16 protein-coding genes are annotated in these 14,652 nt (G+C 41.8%); 6 read left to right on the top strand and 10 right to left on the bottom strand.

Annotated features, from left to right (window positions below; genetic code table 11):
- The first annotated feature begins 98 nt into the window (after window positions 1–98).
- The 5 genes from FTU06_RS03430 to FTU06_RS03450 all read left to right on the top strand — a co-directional run bounded on the left by FTU06_RS03430 (window position 99) and on the right by FTU06_RS03450 (window position 4,043).
- Window positions 99–521, top strand: coding sequence for a hypothetical protein (locus FTU06_RS03430; RefSeq protein ID WP_078191199.1), 423 nt, complete (start codon window positions 99–101; stop codon window positions 519–521).
- A gap of 337 nt (window positions 522–858) precedes the next feature.
- Entirely contained in the window at window positions 859–1,806 is a 948-nt protein-coding gene (locus FTU06_RS03435; protein ID WP_180004747.1) for a transporter substrate-binding domain-containing protein, read from the top strand.
- A 70-nt stretch (window positions 1,807–1,876) separates the two neighbouring features.
- Window positions 1,877–2,620 (top strand): amino acid ABC transporter permease, encoded by a 744-nt coding sequence (locus tag FTU06_RS03440; RefSeq protein WP_180144962.1) that lies wholly within the window; start codon window positions 1,877–1,879, stop codon window positions 2,618–2,620.
- Window positions 2,620–3,303, top strand: a complete 684-nt coding sequence (locus FTU06_RS03445) for an ABC transporter permease subunit (protein ID WP_168378570.1) — start codon at window positions 2,620–2,622, stop codon at window positions 3,301–3,303. Before FTU06_RS03440 ends, FTU06_RS03445 begins: the two co-directional genes overlap by 1 nt.
- Window positions 3,300–4,043: an amino acid ABC transporter ATP-binding protein gene (locus FTU06_RS03450; RefSeq protein ID WP_373684134.1), complete on the top strand. Its 744-nt coding sequence runs from the start codon at window positions 3,300–3,302 to the stop codon at window positions 4,041–4,043. Before FTU06_RS03445 ends, FTU06_RS03450 begins: the two co-directional genes overlap by 4 nt.
- 430 nt (window positions 4,044–4,473) lie before the next feature.
- On the opposite strand, the gene FTU06_RS03455 is transcribed toward FTU06_RS03450, so the two are convergent.
- Window positions 4,474–5,235, bottom strand: coding sequence for a ferredoxin--NADP reductase (locus FTU06_RS03455; protein ID WP_111884895.1), 762 nt, complete (start codon window positions 5,233–5,235; stop codon window positions 4,474–4,476).
- Between the two features lie 85 nt (window positions 5,236–5,320).
- Here FTU06_RS03455 and gigC point away from each other — a divergent pair, with 85 nt between their 5' ends.
- A complete protein-coding gene (gigC, locus tag FTU06_RS03460; RefSeq protein ID WP_180107322.1) occupies window positions 5,321–6,205 on the top strand; it encodes a LysR family transcriptional regulator GigC in 885 nt (294 codons plus the stop codon).
- Window positions 6,206–6,232: 27 nt separating this feature from the next.
- On the opposite strand, the gene FTU06_RS03465 is transcribed toward gigC, so the two are convergent.
- The 9 genes from FTU06_RS03465 to nuoI all read right to left on the bottom strand — a co-directional run bounded on the left by FTU06_RS03465 (window position 6,233) and on the right by nuoI (window position 14,651).
- Window positions 6,233–6,985 (bottom strand): cold shock domain-containing protein, encoded by a 753-nt coding sequence (locus FTU06_RS03465; RefSeq protein ID WP_180144965.1) that lies wholly within the window; start codon window positions 6,983–6,985, stop codon window positions 6,233–6,235.
- A gap of 107 nt (window positions 6,986–7,092) precedes the next feature.
- A complete protein-coding gene (locus tag FTU06_RS03470) occupies window positions 7,093–7,386 on the bottom strand; it encodes a cold shock domain-containing protein (RefSeq protein ID WP_078192288.1) in 294 nt (97 codons plus the stop codon).
- Window positions 7,387–7,471: 85 nt separating this feature from the next.
- A complete protein-coding gene (upp, locus tag FTU06_RS03475; protein ID WP_078192289.1) occupies window positions 7,472–8,107 on the bottom strand; it encodes a uracil phosphoribosyltransferase in 636 nt (211 codons plus the stop codon).
- A gap of 126 nt (window positions 8,108–8,233) precedes the next feature.
- On the bottom strand, window positions 8,234–9,778 hold the full coding sequence (gene nuoN, locus FTU06_RS03480; protein WP_180023143.1) for an NADH-quinone oxidoreductase subunit NuoN: 1,545 nt from the start codon (window positions 9,776–9,778) through the stop codon (window positions 8,234–8,236).
- A gap of 3 nt (window positions 9,779–9,781) precedes the next feature.
- On the bottom strand, window positions 9,782–11,395 hold the full coding sequence (gene nuoM, locus FTU06_RS03485; protein WP_180073877.1) for an NADH-quinone oxidoreductase subunit M: 1,614 nt from the start codon (window positions 11,393–11,395) through the stop codon (window positions 9,782–9,784).
- Between the two features lies 1 nt (window position 11,396).
- Entirely contained in the window at window positions 11,397–13,286 is a 1,890-nt protein-coding gene (gene nuoL / locus FTU06_RS03490) for an NADH-quinone oxidoreductase subunit L (RefSeq protein WP_180144967.1), read from the bottom strand.
- Window positions 13,283–13,591 (bottom strand): NADH-quinone oxidoreductase subunit NuoK, encoded by a 309-nt coding sequence (nuoK, locus tag FTU06_RS03495; RefSeq protein ID WP_067665227.1) that lies wholly within the window; start codon window positions 13,589–13,591, stop codon window positions 13,283–13,285. Before nuoK ends, nuoL begins: the two co-directional genes overlap by 4 nt.
- Complete coding sequence (gene nuoJ / locus FTU06_RS03500) at window positions 13,591–14,109, bottom strand: NADH-quinone oxidoreductase subunit J (RefSeq protein WP_171262661.1); 519 nt, start codon at window positions 14,107–14,109, stop codon at window positions 13,591–13,593. Before nuoJ ends, nuoK begins: the two co-directional genes overlap by 1 nt.
- Window positions 14,109–14,651: an NADH-quinone oxidoreductase subunit NuoI gene (gene nuoI / locus FTU06_RS03505; RefSeq protein ID WP_078191099.1), complete on the bottom strand. Its 543-nt coding sequence runs from the start codon at window positions 14,649–14,651 to the stop codon at window positions 14,109–14,111. Before nuoI ends, nuoJ begins: the two co-directional genes overlap by 1 nt.
- Window position 14,652: the final 1 nt, after the last annotated feature.

Genomic DNA, 14,652 nt, shown 5'->3' on the forward strand with positions numbered 1-14,652 from the left:
AAAAATAAATGCTTTTTTGAGCTAGATGGAATTCTCTGCTTTTGATGAATGAAATGAGCTATAATCATGCACCTTATTTTTCACCTGTTATCAAATCTATGGCGTACCATCAACAAGGTGTAACGCTTGATCTTGACACTGACGTCACTCATCAATGTTCCCTTCATTACACTCGTGATCAGCATCTTATTGGCATTATTGAATTTAGTAAGCCAAGTTATGTGTTGAAATGGGGTGATTTGGAATATTTTCGCCGACGTACTGAAGAGTTTTCAGTGATGCCATTCCCTGAATGCATCAATGCGATGGTGATTGATATTCGAAATATTGCGGCTTTTTTAGATAATGAAGTGCCTATTATTCCTTGGCGCTTGCTCGAAGAAGAATGCCCGATTCGCTTAGTTGTTCCCCAAGATCGACTGGAGCATTATGCTGGCTTTTTTGAACCGACTTGGTTGACTTCCGACGTAGACACAGCGATTCAAGAAATTCGTGAATTTATGGATATGTTTGTGCATTAACACGGAGATTAAACTAAAGTTTAATCCCGAAAACCTCCATTTGGAGGTTTTTTTATGCCCTTTTATTTTAATGATTTATTTCACAATCAAATTAATTTAAATGATATTCAACAACTTACAACAAATTTACTTATAAAAAATCTTCATAACGTATCCCATTTCTTAGTAACAATTCGGCAATAAATTTTGCTTGAGCCTTGTTCGATTTATCACCTAAGATGTAGAAAATGATCTCTTTTTTATTGTTGAAACATTCTTAAAAACAGAGCAATAAAACTAAATACGTAACAAGATCATAAAAAGTGGATATTAAATCAGGGTAAAAGGAGTTTTAACGATGACGTCAAAAAAACATTTAGCAACTTTGTTCTGTGCAAGTGCGCTCACTTTAGGGCTTAGCGCATGTAGTGACAATAAAGCACCTACAACGGATAAAGCTGCAGGAAGTGAAGCTGCTGTTTCTGACTCAGGGACTTTAGATAAGATCAAAAAATCGGGCACGATTGTTTTAGGCTATCGCGATTCATCGATTCCATTTTCATATATCGCAGATAATCCAAACCAACCTGTGGGTTATGCGCATGATCTTCAATTAAAAGTAGTTGAAGCAGTAAAAAAACAATTAAATCTTCCCGATTTAAAAATCCGTTATAACTTAGTGACCAGCCAAAACCGAATTCCATTGGTTTCTAATGGCACCGTCGACTTAGAGTGTGGTTCAACCACCAACAATAAAGAACGCCAACAACAAGTTGATTTCTCAACAGGTTTCTTTGAAGTGGGTTCACGCTTACTTACTGCAAAAGACTCTGGGATTAAAGACTTCGCTGACCTTAAAGGTAAAAAATTAGTCACCACGGCAGGAACGACATCTGAGCGTTATATTCGTCAACATGAAAAAGAGTTAGGTATTGGTGAAGTCATTTCTGCCAAAGACCACGCTGAGTCTTTCCTCATGCTACAAAATGGTCGTGCAGCGGCATTTATGATGGATGATATTTTGCTGGCGGGTGAAAAATCGAAAGCCAAAGATCCAAATAAATGGGAAATCGTGGGTACAGCACCGATTCAAGAAATTTATGGTTGTATGCTACGTAAAGGCGATACTGGCTTTAAACAAGTGGTTGATGATGCAATCAAAGCGACCTATAGCTCTGGTGAAATCAATGACATGTATAAAAAATGGTTCCAAACGCCAATTCCACCAAAAAATATCAATTTGAATTTCCCGATGTCTGATCAATTAAAAGCATTGATTAGCAATCCACATGACCGTGACGAATAACTTTCCCTAAACATTCTAAAGATGCTTAAGCCAAACGGATTTTGGCTTAAGCTCATTATAGGGAGTTCCTATGAATTATAACTGGAATTGGGGTGTGCTGTTCCAATCTACTGGTGTAGGTGATTCGACCTACCTGAATTGGATTTTAATTGGAATCGGCTGGCTGTTTGTCATCGCTTTGGTGGCATGGAGCATTGCGATGGTGCTCGGCAGCATCTTGGGTATTATGCGTACCCTACCGAGTGCTGTAACACGAGGTATTGGTACTGCCTACGTGACTATTTTCCGAAATGTACCCTTATTGATTCAACTGTTTATTTGGTTCTATGTTGTACCTAACTTCCTCCCTGCTGCGATTAAAAGCTGGTGGATGAATGACCTTGGGGCAAATACGACCGCCCTAATTTCTGCAAGTGTCGGCTTGGGTCTTTTTACAGCTGCACGGGTCTGTGAGCAAGTCAGGACAGGTATTGAAGCGCTTCCTTTGGGGCAAACCAATGCAGGTTATGCCATGGGATTTAGCACGGCTCAACTATACCGCTATGTGATCTTACCGCAGTCATTCCGCACGATTTTGCCACCACTGAGCTCTGAGTTGACCAACTGTGTCAAAAACACCTCAGTCGCGTCTTTGGTCGGTGTTGCAGAAATCATTTCACAGATGAAAACCATCAGTGAATACACGCAAAACACCATCGAAATTTATACCTATGTCACCATTATTTTCATCGTGATCAATATCTGTTTAATTGGTTTCATGAATTTTCTGGAAAAACGCCTACGCGTTCCTGGCTTAATTGCAGGAGATAAATAATGGAATGGCTCAGTTCTTTTATTCAAGACCTTCAAGCGTCTGGCCCTGCGCTATGGCATGGTTTCAGCATCACACTCAAAGTGGTGATCACGGCAACCATTGGTGGTGTCTTTATTGGGACTTTATTGGCGTTGATGCGCCTGTCCTCGATTAAAGTATTTAATATTTTTGCTAAAGGCTATGTGAACCTCTTTCGTTCTATTCCTTTGCTCTTGGTGCTGATGTGGTTCTACTTTGCAGTACCCTTTATCTACACAGGGATCACAGGTAACTATCTGACGATTGATACTGCCCTTGTGTCGAGTATCGTGGCCTTCATGCTATTTGAAGCGGCTTACTTTTCAGAGATTGTCCGTGCCGGGATTCAATCGATTCCTAAAGGTCAAACTTCTGCAGCTTATGCCCTCGGTATGAGCTATAGCCAAGCGATGCGCTTAATTATTTTGCCGCAGTCCTTTCGCAAAATGACGCCACTGCTTTTACAGCAAACCATCATTCTGTTCCAAGATTCAACCATGGTTTATGCCATCGGGCTCTTAGACTTTTTCCGCACCAACTATGTTCGAGGCGATCTCATGTCATTGTTAACTCAATACATTCTGTTTGCCGGTTTGGTGTATTTCACTATTAGTATGATCGCCACCTATGCAGTTAAAAAATTACAACGGAGGTTAAGTGTATGACCGATCAAAAAACGATGATTGACCTCCAAAATGTCAGTAAATGGTATAAAGATTTTCAAGTGCTCACCGATTGCACGACTCAAATTAAACAAGGTGAAGTGGTTGTGGTGTGTGGACCTTCGGGTTCAGGTAAATCAACGCTCATTAAAACCGTCAATGGACTTGAGCCTTTTCAGGCCGGTAAGATTTTGGTCGACGGTATTTCCATTAATGACCCAAAAACCGATTTAAATAAATTGCGTAGTCGTGTCGGTATGGTGTTCCAACACTTTGAACTGTTTCCACATTTATCCATTACCGAAAACCTGACCATTGCGCAAGTTAAAGTCTTGGGCCGATCAGAAGCCGAAGCCAAGAAAAAAGGCTTGGCTTATTTAGATCGTGTGGGTTTAAGTGCGCATGCCGCTAAATTCCCTGCACAGTTATCAGGTGGACAACAACAACGTGTTGCGATTGCACGTGCGCTCAGTATGGACCCGATTGCCATGTTGTTTGATGAGCCGACTTCGGCACTTGATCCAGAGATGATTAACGAAGTGCTTGATGTGATGGTCGGTCTTGCCAAAGAAGGTATGACCATGATGTGTGTAACCCATGAGATGGGCTTTGCGCGTCAGGTTGCGGACCGTGTGATCTTTATGGATCAAGGAAAAATTATGGAAGACTGCAGTAAAGATGATTTCTTTAATGCCCCTCGTGGTGAACGAGCGCAGCAGTTCTTAAATAAAATTCTGCATTAACATCAAAACGTTTATTTAACTGATGTTACACAGTAACATCAGAAGCGCAATTTGATTGAAATAAAAGTACGATACGCGGTAACGTCATCCGCAAGTGTTTGAGATAGAACTTCTTCTAATCAAAAATATTTTTGCGATACTTTAGATAATTAGACGCTAGTGAACGAGTTTTGCGGTGAGGAGCACTGCTCCGCAAGATGGTTTCCTTGCGAAGCTTCGCTTCTCATTTTGCCTAATGAGAAGCGTGCTTCGTAAGAGTACCTCCATCCGAAGGCTAATTACTTTATTCATTCCCTTGATGTAAGACTCCGTCGAATTGGCTTAACAATCATTTTAAAAATGCAAAATTACTTTTGCATGCATAACATCAGTTATTTAATTTCCGAAAATAAAAAAGCTCATCCTTCGATGAGATTTTTTTCATGGCAGATTACCAATAATTTTCTACAGCAATATTGCCTTCACCACGACGGTTCATGGTCAAACCACGCGCTTTTAAGGCCGCCTTGGTGTCATCAACCATTTGTGGATTACCACACAGCATGACATGCGTCGTATCAACATTAAACGCTAAGCCTGCCGCCTGTTCTAACTCGCCATTTTCAATTAAAACTGGTAAACGGTCATGCAACGGTGCATTTGGATCACGTGTCACAATAGGAATAAATTTGAAGCCCGTATGCCCTTCACCAAAGGTCTCAGCGATTTCTTGAATCCGCTCGACATAAGCCAGTTCTGATACGGTGCGCACACTGTAGACTAGATTAATTTTTTCGTATTTAGACCACGTTTCAAAGTCTTGTAACATTGATAAAAACGGTGCAAGACCCGTTCCTGTCCCCAACAGCCATAAGTCCTTCGGCAATGGCAACTGATAACGTGCCAAGGTAAGGAAGCCATATGGTATTTTTTCTAAATACAGCTCATCGCCCACTTGTAGATGCTGCAAATTTGAAGTAAACGCACCATCTGGAACGACGATAGAGAAAAACTCTAAAGTTTCATCAAAGGGTGATGACACCACAGAATAGGCACGAACCACCAATTCATCGCCCACTTTCAAACCAATTCGTGCGAACTGACCAGCGGTGAATTTAAAATGTGCAGGGCGTGTCATGGTAAAACTGAACAAAGTATTGGTCCAACGGTGTACAGATAAAACCTTTTCTAAGCTAAATTTTTCAATTGACATGATTTGAACGTGGCGTGACAGACTGTGCTCATGTTAGCATGACAGCATAATTTATTAATATTTTTTAAATGTTAAGGCCTGATTCATGCGCATGACTTTACGCCAGTTGGCTGTTTTTGTAGCAGTCGCTCAAGAAGGTACCGTTACCAAAGCCAGTGATGCTGTCAAACTTACTCAAAGTGCAGCAAGTATGGCATTGGCAGACCTCGAAGATGGTCTCGGTGCTCCACTGTTTGACCGACTTGGTAAACGCTTGCAATTGAATGACTTGGGTCGTTTTTTATTGCCACAAGCTTTGGAAATTTTAGGGCGCTGTGAAGCTTTTGAACAAGCAGCAAAAGGCGAACTACAAAGTATTGATCTGCGTTTGGGCGCGACCCTGACCATCAGTGACTACTTGATGCCAGACCTCATGGCAGATTTCTTACAAATTCAACCTCAAGCACATTTACAACTTCAAGTCGGCAATACCCGCCAAATGATTGAAGCGGTAAATCAATTTCAGTTGGATTTGGCCTTAATTGAAGGTTCATGCCATCTGCCACAGTTGCAATGTATTCACTGGCGTGACGATGAACTTGCAGTATGCTGTTCACCAGAGCATCCCTTAGCGAATTTGGATCGTGCGCTAACTGCGGCTGACTTTGATAACGTGGAATGGATCTTACGTGAAGAAGGTTCAGGCACACGTGAAGTATTTGACAACGCAATTTTAAAAGACCTGCCAGATGCCAATATTCGTTTAACCTTGGGTCATAACGAAGCCATTTTAAAAATCGTGGCAGGTGGTCTTGGTATGTCATGTATTTCTAAACTTGCGATTGAGCCTTTACGTGAAAAAGGTCAATTAGTGGTTTTAGATACGCCGTTCTGGCAACTTGCCCGTCCATTATTTATGTTGGTACATCGTCAGAAATACCAAGGACCGGGTCTCAAAGCCTTTATGCAATTTTGTGAAAAATCTGTTTAAACTAAAAAGCGCCTAATGGCGCTTTTTTTATTTATTAAATTGTCGTTCGCAAGGTATTCCGTCGTTGTTTCCGTCCATTTTCGTACCTGGACAATGTTGTAGAAAATACACCGCTTCTTCATAAGATTTCATCTGACTACAATGCGTACGCCCATCACAACTAAACTGTGCTTTCTCTACTGCCCTTGGCGTATCACTTGAAGAAGGTGCCCGCGCAGTGTATTGAACAACAGACTGAGCTTGCGTTGAAGCTGTGCCGTATAGATTTTTTTCACCTTGCTCAGACAGCACCCGATCGGGCAAATCACCCTGAGCTTTACGTTGTTCTTTTACAATATTTTCATTTTCTTGCATGAGCTGTTGTAAATGTAGCTGCTTCTGTTCTTGGTACTGCTGATATTTCCCATAAACAGCCACAGCTAATACTAGAATTACAATGAGTCCAATCATGCTGAAGATTTTACTGCCCCAAACTGTGCCTTTGGCTGTATCGTGAGGAGTAGCTTGGTCATTCACTCGATCCGACCTTGATTCAAATGACGGATTTATCTGTTCATGAGTGGACTGCTCTTTTTTCAAATCTAAACGGATGATATTTACAGCTTTAAATTTACCTTGATCTTCTTCAATCCTGTATTTGAGATTTTCTCCAACACGTGGTTCGATGTGTCGGCTAGGAAAATCACGAATATGAAAAAATAAATCCTTTGCTTGATCTTGTTGTATAAATCCAAAGCCGCGCTCAACGTTATAGCTTTTGATTTTCCCCTCTTTAAACATAAAAATTGTCTCTCATCTTTTCTTTTAATACTCTTATGATAATAAAAAAGAGGCCCTATAGACCTCTTTTTCAATTTCAAAGATTTCCACGAAATCTTAAAATCACATTATTTACGCAAATTTGAAAGCAAAGCTGAAGTAATTGACTGGTTATTTGCCACTACTTTAGATTTTTTAGCTTTTGCAGATTTGTCTTCTTCACGCTCAATGTTTATGGCTTTATAACGATCACCATTTTTCACCACATTAAATTTCACACGATCATTACGTTTTGGCTCGACACCATCTGCGGGAAAGTCAGAGATATGGAAAAATACATCACCTTCTTCACATGAAAGAAAGCCAAAGCCCTTTTCAGGATTGTACTGCTTCACTTTACCTTTATATTGTTCGGACTTCATAAAGTATCCTATTCCATTTATTCCAATGTCTTTAGTATATAAAAAAGAGGCTATAAAAGCCCCTTTTCTGTTCATGATGCAAAAATTAGTCTTTTTGAACTGAACCGAAAATTTTATCGCCTGCATCGCCAAGACCAGGAACGATATAACCGTTTTCATTTAAACCTTGGTCTACAGATGCTGTGTAAATGATCACATCTGGGTGAGCTTCATTTACACGTTTAATGCCTTCTGGAGCGGCAACAAGCACCATGACACGAATATCTTTACAACCACTGGCTTTTAGAACGTCAATAGCAGCAACGAGCGATGAACCTGTTGCAAGCATTGGGTCAATAATCATCGCTAAACGGTTTTGTACGTCTGGTACTAATTTTTTGTAGTAAGTACGCGCTTCTAAAGTTTCTTCATCACGCTCTAAACCCAATACAGATACCTTCGCACTTGGAATCAGGTTTAAGAAACCATCCAACATACCAATACCTGCACGTAAAATCGGTACAACTGTTATTTTTTTACCGGCAATACGATCGACAGTTACTTTACCATTCCAACCATCAATTTCATGATCGACCATCGGTAAATCTTTCGTTGCTTCATAAGTCAGAAGCATAGTCACTTCTTGAGCAAGCTCACGGAAGTTTTTAGTACTAATATCTGCACGACGAAGTAAGCCGAGTTTATGTCGAATAAGAGGATGACGGATTTCATGGATAGCCACGGGAGAACACCTAAAAGGTTAAGATAAAATTTCAACCATTATAAAGCTATTTAACAAATGATAAAAATAAAAAAGCCCCCTTTACAGGAGGCTTTTTTGTAATAAGCAAATTAATTGCTTAATTCATTAGTTAAATCCACTTTGAATTAAGCTAAAAATGAACTGTTGTAATTCAGGTGAGATCGCAAAGTATGCCACTTGAGAAACTGCAATGATTGGATCTGGATATACACCGATCAACAACACAAGAGCAGCTGCGCCAAGCACCATAATACCACCCACTTTTTGACCCCAATGATCGACAGCGTCGATACGTGGGTTATCTGGTGGAGTCATGTACATCACAACCATCACACGTAGGTAGTAGTACAAACCGATACCTGAACCAAGGATCACCATCGCAGCTAAGAACCATGAACCACCAGCAACTGCTGTTTTGATCACAAGGAACTTACCAATAAAGCCCGCTGTTAATGGGATACCTGCAAGAGATAACATCATGACAGTGAGTGTTGCAGTCAACACTGGACGACGCCAGAACAAACCACGGTACTCAGCAAGGCTACCTGCTTCGTCTTTGTTGTTGTAAGGGCTAGACATCAGTGTCACAACACCGAACGCACCAATCGTTGTTAATACATAAGTAATCACATAAACGTTGACGCTGCTGAATGTTGCAAAGCCTTGTACTTGAACAAAGTCAGTATTACGTGCACTGACAATCGCAACAAGTAAGTAACCAAAGTGAGCGATTGAAGAGTATGCAAGGATACGTTTCAAGTTCACTTGACGTACTGCTAGTAAGTTACCCGCAAGGATAGACAATACTGCAATGATGGTCACGATCGTGATGAAGCTGTCAGAAAGGATTAAGCCAGAAGCCAAGAAGTAACGAACGAATAGACCGATCATTGCCACTTTAGCCACAGTCGCTAAGAATGTCGCGATTGGCGCTGGCGCACCGGCATACACGTCTGGTGTCCATTTGTGGAATGGCGCAAGAGACAATTTAAATGCAACAGCAAAGACAATTAGTGCAAGACCAAGGACTACGCCCGGTTGGCTGAAAGTTGTGAACATTTTGCCTGGTTCAGCAACGAATGCCATTGTACCTGTGTACGCATATACATAAGCCATACCCATCAACAACATCGCAGAAGCGGTTGCTGAAAGCACCAAATATTTCACACCCGCTTCAAGCGACTGTGAACGTTGGTGTGTATAAGCCAATAGGCCGTATACAGGAATCGACATTAACTCAAGGCTGATAAAGAATGACGCATAGTGAGAACTTGCAACCATTAACAATGCACCTGTTACAGAGCACAGCATCAAGATATAAAGTTCTTCACGGTTATCTTTATAGGTTTCGATATACGCATGTGACAATGTGCAGCAAGCAAGTGCTGCAATCAAAATCACGAATTGGTACAACATCGTAAATGGATCTACGATGAACAAATTCATTACGTTTGCAGGTGCATACTGCCCTGCAACGAAAACAAAAATAATATAAAAGGCTGCAAGGTTCAGACCGATAACGGAAGTCGTTGCAACTAAATTGTGGTTACGCTTGATTGCAATTAGCAACATCACGACGATCGCAGTTAAAGCCACGATCATCACAGGAGCTAATGGCATAAGCTCAGAAAATGACATTGTGAAGTCCATGGCTTATTGCATCTCCACATTTTCAGGTTGTACAGCAATCTGCTGCACAACATCAACGACTTCTTGAACTGGGATATAGCTATTTGCAATCCACGCCATGCTTGAATTTGAAATATCAAGGAAGGTTTGTGGGAATAGACCAAGCCATACTAGACCAAGAGCACAGATTAAAAGAATCACAACTTCACGCGCATTTAAGTCTTTCAACGGATTTGCGTAATGCTGTTTTTGTTCTTCGTTTGGTGTACCAAACAATGCTTTGTGGATCAGGATTAAACCGTAAAGACCGGCAAATACTAAGCTTACTGCAGCAAGGATTGTATACACAGGGAACTTGTCATAAGAACCCATCAAGATCAGGAATTCACCGATGAAGTTACCTAGACCTGGAATACCTACAAGTGCCGCAACAAAGAACATTAAGAAGAATGAAAGGTATTGGAACTGACCACGGATACCGCCCATCAAACGCATGTCACGTGTATGCAGACGTTCGTAAACCTGACCACACATAATGAACAATGCAGCAGAAGATAGACCGTGAGCCAGCATCATAATCATCAAGCCTTGGAATGTCAGGATGTTACCTGCATACAAGGCAAGAAGTACGAAGCCCATGTGCGAAATAGATGTGTACGCAAGCAGACGTTTCATATCTGTTTGTTGGAATGCACACCATGCACCGTAGAAAATACCGATTAGACCAAGAATGATCGCGATGTCAGCAAACTGAGCAGATGCTACTGGGAAGAATGGAATAACGAAACGTAAAAGACCATAAGCCGCAGTTTTAATCAAGATACCTGCAAGGTCGACAGAACCCGCTGTAGGTGCTTGCGCATGTGCATCTGGTAACCAGCCGTGTAAAGGGAAAACTGGAAGTTTTACCGCAAAACCAATGAACATACAGATCATGAATGCATACGCAAGTGCTGGAGCTTTCGCCTCAACAGTGTGTGCAACACTCATCAAGAAGTCATAGTTAAAGCTGATTTGACCGTGAAGTTGGAAGCCAACAACCACTAGACCCAAGATACCGATCAACATGATCAGACCCGCAACCTGAGTATAGATAAAGAATTTAGTTGCAGCGTAAACGCGTGACTTACCTTCTGCCCCTTTATGACCCCAAAGTGCGATCAAGAAGTAGATTGGTACCAGCATCATCTCCCAGAAGAAGAAGAACAGGAACATGTCAATCGCTAAGAATACACCGATCACACCACCTAAAGACCAAAGTAGGTTTAAGTGGAAGAAACCAACGTTCTTTTGAATCTCACCCCATGAACAGCCAACTGCAAGTACACCCAGTAATGCAGTTAAACCCACCATAAGCAGTGAAAGACCATCCACCGCAAGGTGAATGTTAATCCCTAAAGTGGTAATCCACGGTAGGTTAAATTGAGCAGCCCACTGTGGAGCTTGTGTACCCAACTCATAGTTATAAATACCGCTTTGCCATAAAACGACGGTTAACACCAACGTTAATAGCATACCAATTAAGGCAATATAGCGTGGTAAGTGCTTGTCGAGTTTATCGACAAGCCAGCATACAAAACCTGCAATGAACGGAATAAGGATCAGAGCGGGTAGAATTAAATTGTTTGGAGTTTCCATTTTATTTCCCCACGACCTGAATCACGACCAGGATCAATAGTAATGCAAACGTACCGAATGCCATACTAGATGCGTATTCACGCAATGAACCTGTTTGACGTGAACTTGTAAAGCTATTACCGCCTTTAACAAGTGCAGGCAATACAAGCCATAAGCCGTCAATTGGATCACGACCAAAGATTTTAGCCAGTAGCAAATAAGGCTTAACGAAAACAATGTTGTACAAAGCATCGAAACCAAGTGCATTACGACAGATATTTGCAAGACCCGCGCCCAGTGAAGTTTTCGCGAACGATTTCACTGCACCATAAGCAAAGGCAAATAACACTACACCTACTGCAAGACCTGCAAGTGCAATACCAACAGCTGTGTATTCAGCGCTATGCATACCGTGTTCTAGTGCTTCTGGAATATTAAACGCTGGGATTTGTGCAGCATTTAAAATATTCGTTACTGGTGCTTTTAATACATAAGCTAAACCAGTTGAAAGCACTGCAAGAATCGCCAATGGACCCCAGTAAGTAACACCTTTGATTTCATGGTAAGGCGTGTTTTCTTTACCAAAGAATACAACCCAAATAAGACGGAATGTATAAATTGAAGTTAAGAACGCACCTGCTACACCAGTCCAGTACAAGCAGTCATAAACTGCAATCGCTTGACCTTTCACCCATACCGCACCAAGAATCGCATCTTTCGAGAAGAAGCCGATAGTGATGAATGGAATCGCTGCCAATGCACCGCCACCAATCGCGAAACAAGCAAACAAGAATTTGTTTTTGTGGAATAGACCACCCATCTTGAAGATGTTTTGTTCGTGATGGTAAGCCAAAATCACAGCACCAGAAGACAAGAATAATAATGCCTTGAAGAATGCGTGAGTCAGCATGTGGAATAGACCAGCTTGGTAAGCTTCAGCACCTACAGCCATAAACATATAACCCAACTGACTCATAGTTGAGTAAGCAAGAATACGTTTGATGTCTGTTTGTACCAATGCAGCAAAGCCTGCAACCAACAATGTCACTGCACCCGTGATTGAGATGAACATCATCACTTCTGGCGCTTGTTCAAATACGCTGAACATACGGCTACATAGGTAAACACCTGCTGTTACCATTGTTGCTGCGTGGATCAATGCAGATACTGGTGTAGGACCAGCCATCGCATCTGCCAACCATGTTTGTAATGGGATCTGAGCAGATTTACCTGCAGCACCCAAGAACAACATCAATGCAGTCCAAATCGTAATCGAAGAACTCTGAGCCAAAACTGTTGGCGCAGCAGCTACAACTTCTGCAATGTTTAAAGTGCCGAATTGTTGGTAGATCAAGAACAATGCGATCAGTAAGAATACGTCACCCACACGTGTCACAGTGAATGCTTTAATTGCAGCAAAACCGTTTGCAGGTGTTTGGTAGTAGTAACCAATTAATAGGTATGAACATAGACCTACACCTTCCCAACCGAGGAATAACAACGCTAAGTTGTCACCCAACACTAAAAGCAGCATGCTTGCCACGAATAGGTTGAAGTATGAGAAGAAACGTGCAAAGTCTTCTTCGCCACGCATGTACCACGTTGCAAAGATGTGAATTAAGAAACCCACACCTGTGATCATGCCCATCATCAATAATGATAAGCCATCTAAATGAAGCGTGAAGCCCGGTGCTAAGTTACCTGCACTGAACCAAGTCCAAAGATGCTGAGTTGTTGCAACTGAACCATTATTAACAAAGTCGATACCGGCAATTAATGCAAATAAAGCTGAAAGACCAACTGAACCTGCACCAATAATTGCAGCAACTGATTCAGGAAGATTTTTACGACCTGCCGCCAACAGGATAAAACCAATTAGCGGGAAAAGTACTGTTAAATATAAATAACTCATCCGCGCATCTCACTAGCAGCATCCACATCCAGATGATGGAAGCGATGATAGAACTGAAGGACGATCGCAAGACCGATACACGCCTCTGCTGCAGCAAGCGTTAAGATCAAGATAAACATCACTTGACCATCTGGCTGTGCCCATGCGCTTCCTGCCAAAACGAACGCTAAAGCAGCAGCGTTCATCATGATTTCAAGGCTCATTAAAATAAATAGTAGGTTGCGTCGAACCATCACACCGTAAAAACCCAGTGCAAAAAGAATGGTTGCAACGATCAAACCATGTTCTAAAGGGATGTTGCCCATTATTCTTTGTCCTCTTCTGCACCTGGCTCACGTTTGCCAAGATGGAATGCAGCGACAAGTGCGCCAAGCAATAACATCGCAGCAACTTCAACCAGCAATAAGTACTGAGTAAAGAGTGAAGTACCCACTTCTTTCGGACCGACAACTTGAGCACCCATGACAGTGCCTGCAGTTGTGTAGTCTGACTTCAACATCCAAACAAGGATTAGACCCATTAGAAAGCTCATCAACGCAGGATATGCCCACGCTGAAGAAGTCAGCCATTTGCTTTCTTGTTCAACTGTATTTTGACCAAGATTCAGCATCATCACGACGAATACGAATAGCACCATGATTGCGCCAGCGTAAACGATAATTTCGAGGGCACCGGCAAACGGCGCACCCACGATCATGAAGATACCTGCAACTGCAAGTAAAGAGATAATCAAGCTTAATAAAGCGTGTACTGGGTTCGTGTTAGTGACTACACGAACGGTAGAGACGATGGCCACAAGCGCCATCAAATAAAATGGCCACATCATGGTAATAGACTCCGTACATCAACTGGTGTGCTTTCGCGTTGAGCCTGACCTTTATCTTTACCAGCAACAGCCATACCTGTTACGCGGTAGAAGTTATAGTCTGGGTATTTACCAGGACCTGAGATAAGAAGGTTTTCTTTCTCATATACTAAGTCCTGACGAACATACTCACCTAACTCAAAGTCAGGTGTCATTTGAATCGCAGTCGTAGGACATGCTTCTTCACACATACCGCAGAAAATACAACGTGAGAAGTTGATACGGAAAAATTCCGGATACCAACGACCATCTTCTTTTTCAGCTTTTTGTAGTGAAATACAGCCGACTGGACATGCAACCGCACAAAGGTTACATGCTACACAGCGCTCTTCACCATCAGGGTCACGCGTTAACACGATACGACCACGGAAACGTGGTGGTACGATGTCTTCCGCTTTAACCTCTGGATATAAAATAGTGTCACGTTTACGTGTCGCGTGTGAGAATACCATCCACAACGAACGTACAATTGACCCAAATCCAGCTAGAAATTTAAACATT

The sequence above is a fragment of the Acinetobacter sp. YH12052 genome (assembly GCF_013419835.1).
Lineage (GTDB): Bacteria > Pseudomonadota > Gammaproteobacteria > Pseudomonadales > Moraxellaceae > Acinetobacter > Acinetobacter amyesii.

Excerpts from the sequence above, each read along its gene's own strand:
- FTU06_RS03430 (WP_078191199.1), top strand. The coding sequence starts at position 99 with ATGGCGTACCATCAACAAGGTGTAACGCTTGATCTTGACACTGACGTC.
- nuoK (WP_067665227.1), bottom strand. The coding sequence starts at position 13,591 with ATGGGCAACATCCCTTTAGAACATGGTTTGATCGTTGCAACCATTCTT.
- FTU06_RS03450 (WP_373684134.1), top strand. The coding sequence starts at position 3,300 with ATGACCGATCAAAAAACGATGATTGACCTCCAAAATGTCAGTAAATGG.
- gigC (WP_180107322.1), top strand. The coding sequence starts at position 5,321 with ATGCGCATGACTTTACGCCAGTTGGCTGTTTTTGTAGCAGTCGCTCAA.
- nuoM (WP_180073877.1), bottom strand. The coding sequence starts at position 11,395 with ATGGAAACTCCAAACAATTTAATTCTACCCGCTCTGATCCTTATTCCG.
- FTU06_RS03440 (WP_180144962.1), top strand. The coding sequence starts at position 1,877 with ATGAATTATAACTGGAATTGGGGTGTGCTGTTCCAATCTACTGGTGTA.
- nuoJ (WP_171262661.1), bottom strand. The coding sequence starts at position 14,109 with ATGTGGCCATTTTATTTGATGGCGCTTGTGGCCATCGTCTCTACCGTT.
- nuoI (WP_078191099.1), bottom strand. The coding sequence starts at position 14,651 with ATGTTTAAATTTCTAGCTGGATTTGGGTCAATTGTACGTTCGTTGTGG.
- FTU06_RS03445 (WP_168378570.1), top strand. The coding sequence starts at position 2,620 with ATGGAATGGCTCAGTTCTTTTATTCAAGACCTTCAAGCGTCTGGCCCT.
- FTU06_RS03465 (WP_180144965.1), bottom strand. The coding sequence starts at position 6,985 with ATGTTTAAAGAGGGGAAAATCAAAAGCTATAACGTTGAGCGCGGCTTT.
- FTU06_RS03470 (WP_078192288.1), bottom strand. The coding sequence starts at position 7,386 with ATGAAGTCCGAACAATATAAAGGTAAAGTGAAGCAGTACAATCCTGAA.
- FTU06_RS03455 (WP_111884895.1), bottom strand. The coding sequence starts at position 5,235 with ATGTCAATTGAAAAATTTAGCTTAGAAAAGGTTTTATCTGTACACCGT.
- nuoN (WP_180023143.1), bottom strand. The coding sequence starts at position 9,778 with ATGGACTTCACAATGTCATTTTCTGAGCTTATGCCATTAGCTCCTGTG.
- FTU06_RS03435 (WP_180004747.1), top strand. The coding sequence starts at position 859 with ATGACGTCAAAAAAACATTTAGCAACTTTGTTCTGTGCAAGTGCGCTC.
- nuoL (WP_180144967.1), bottom strand. The coding sequence starts at position 13,286 with ATGAGTTATTTATATTTAACAGTACTTTTCCCGCTAATTGGTTTTATC.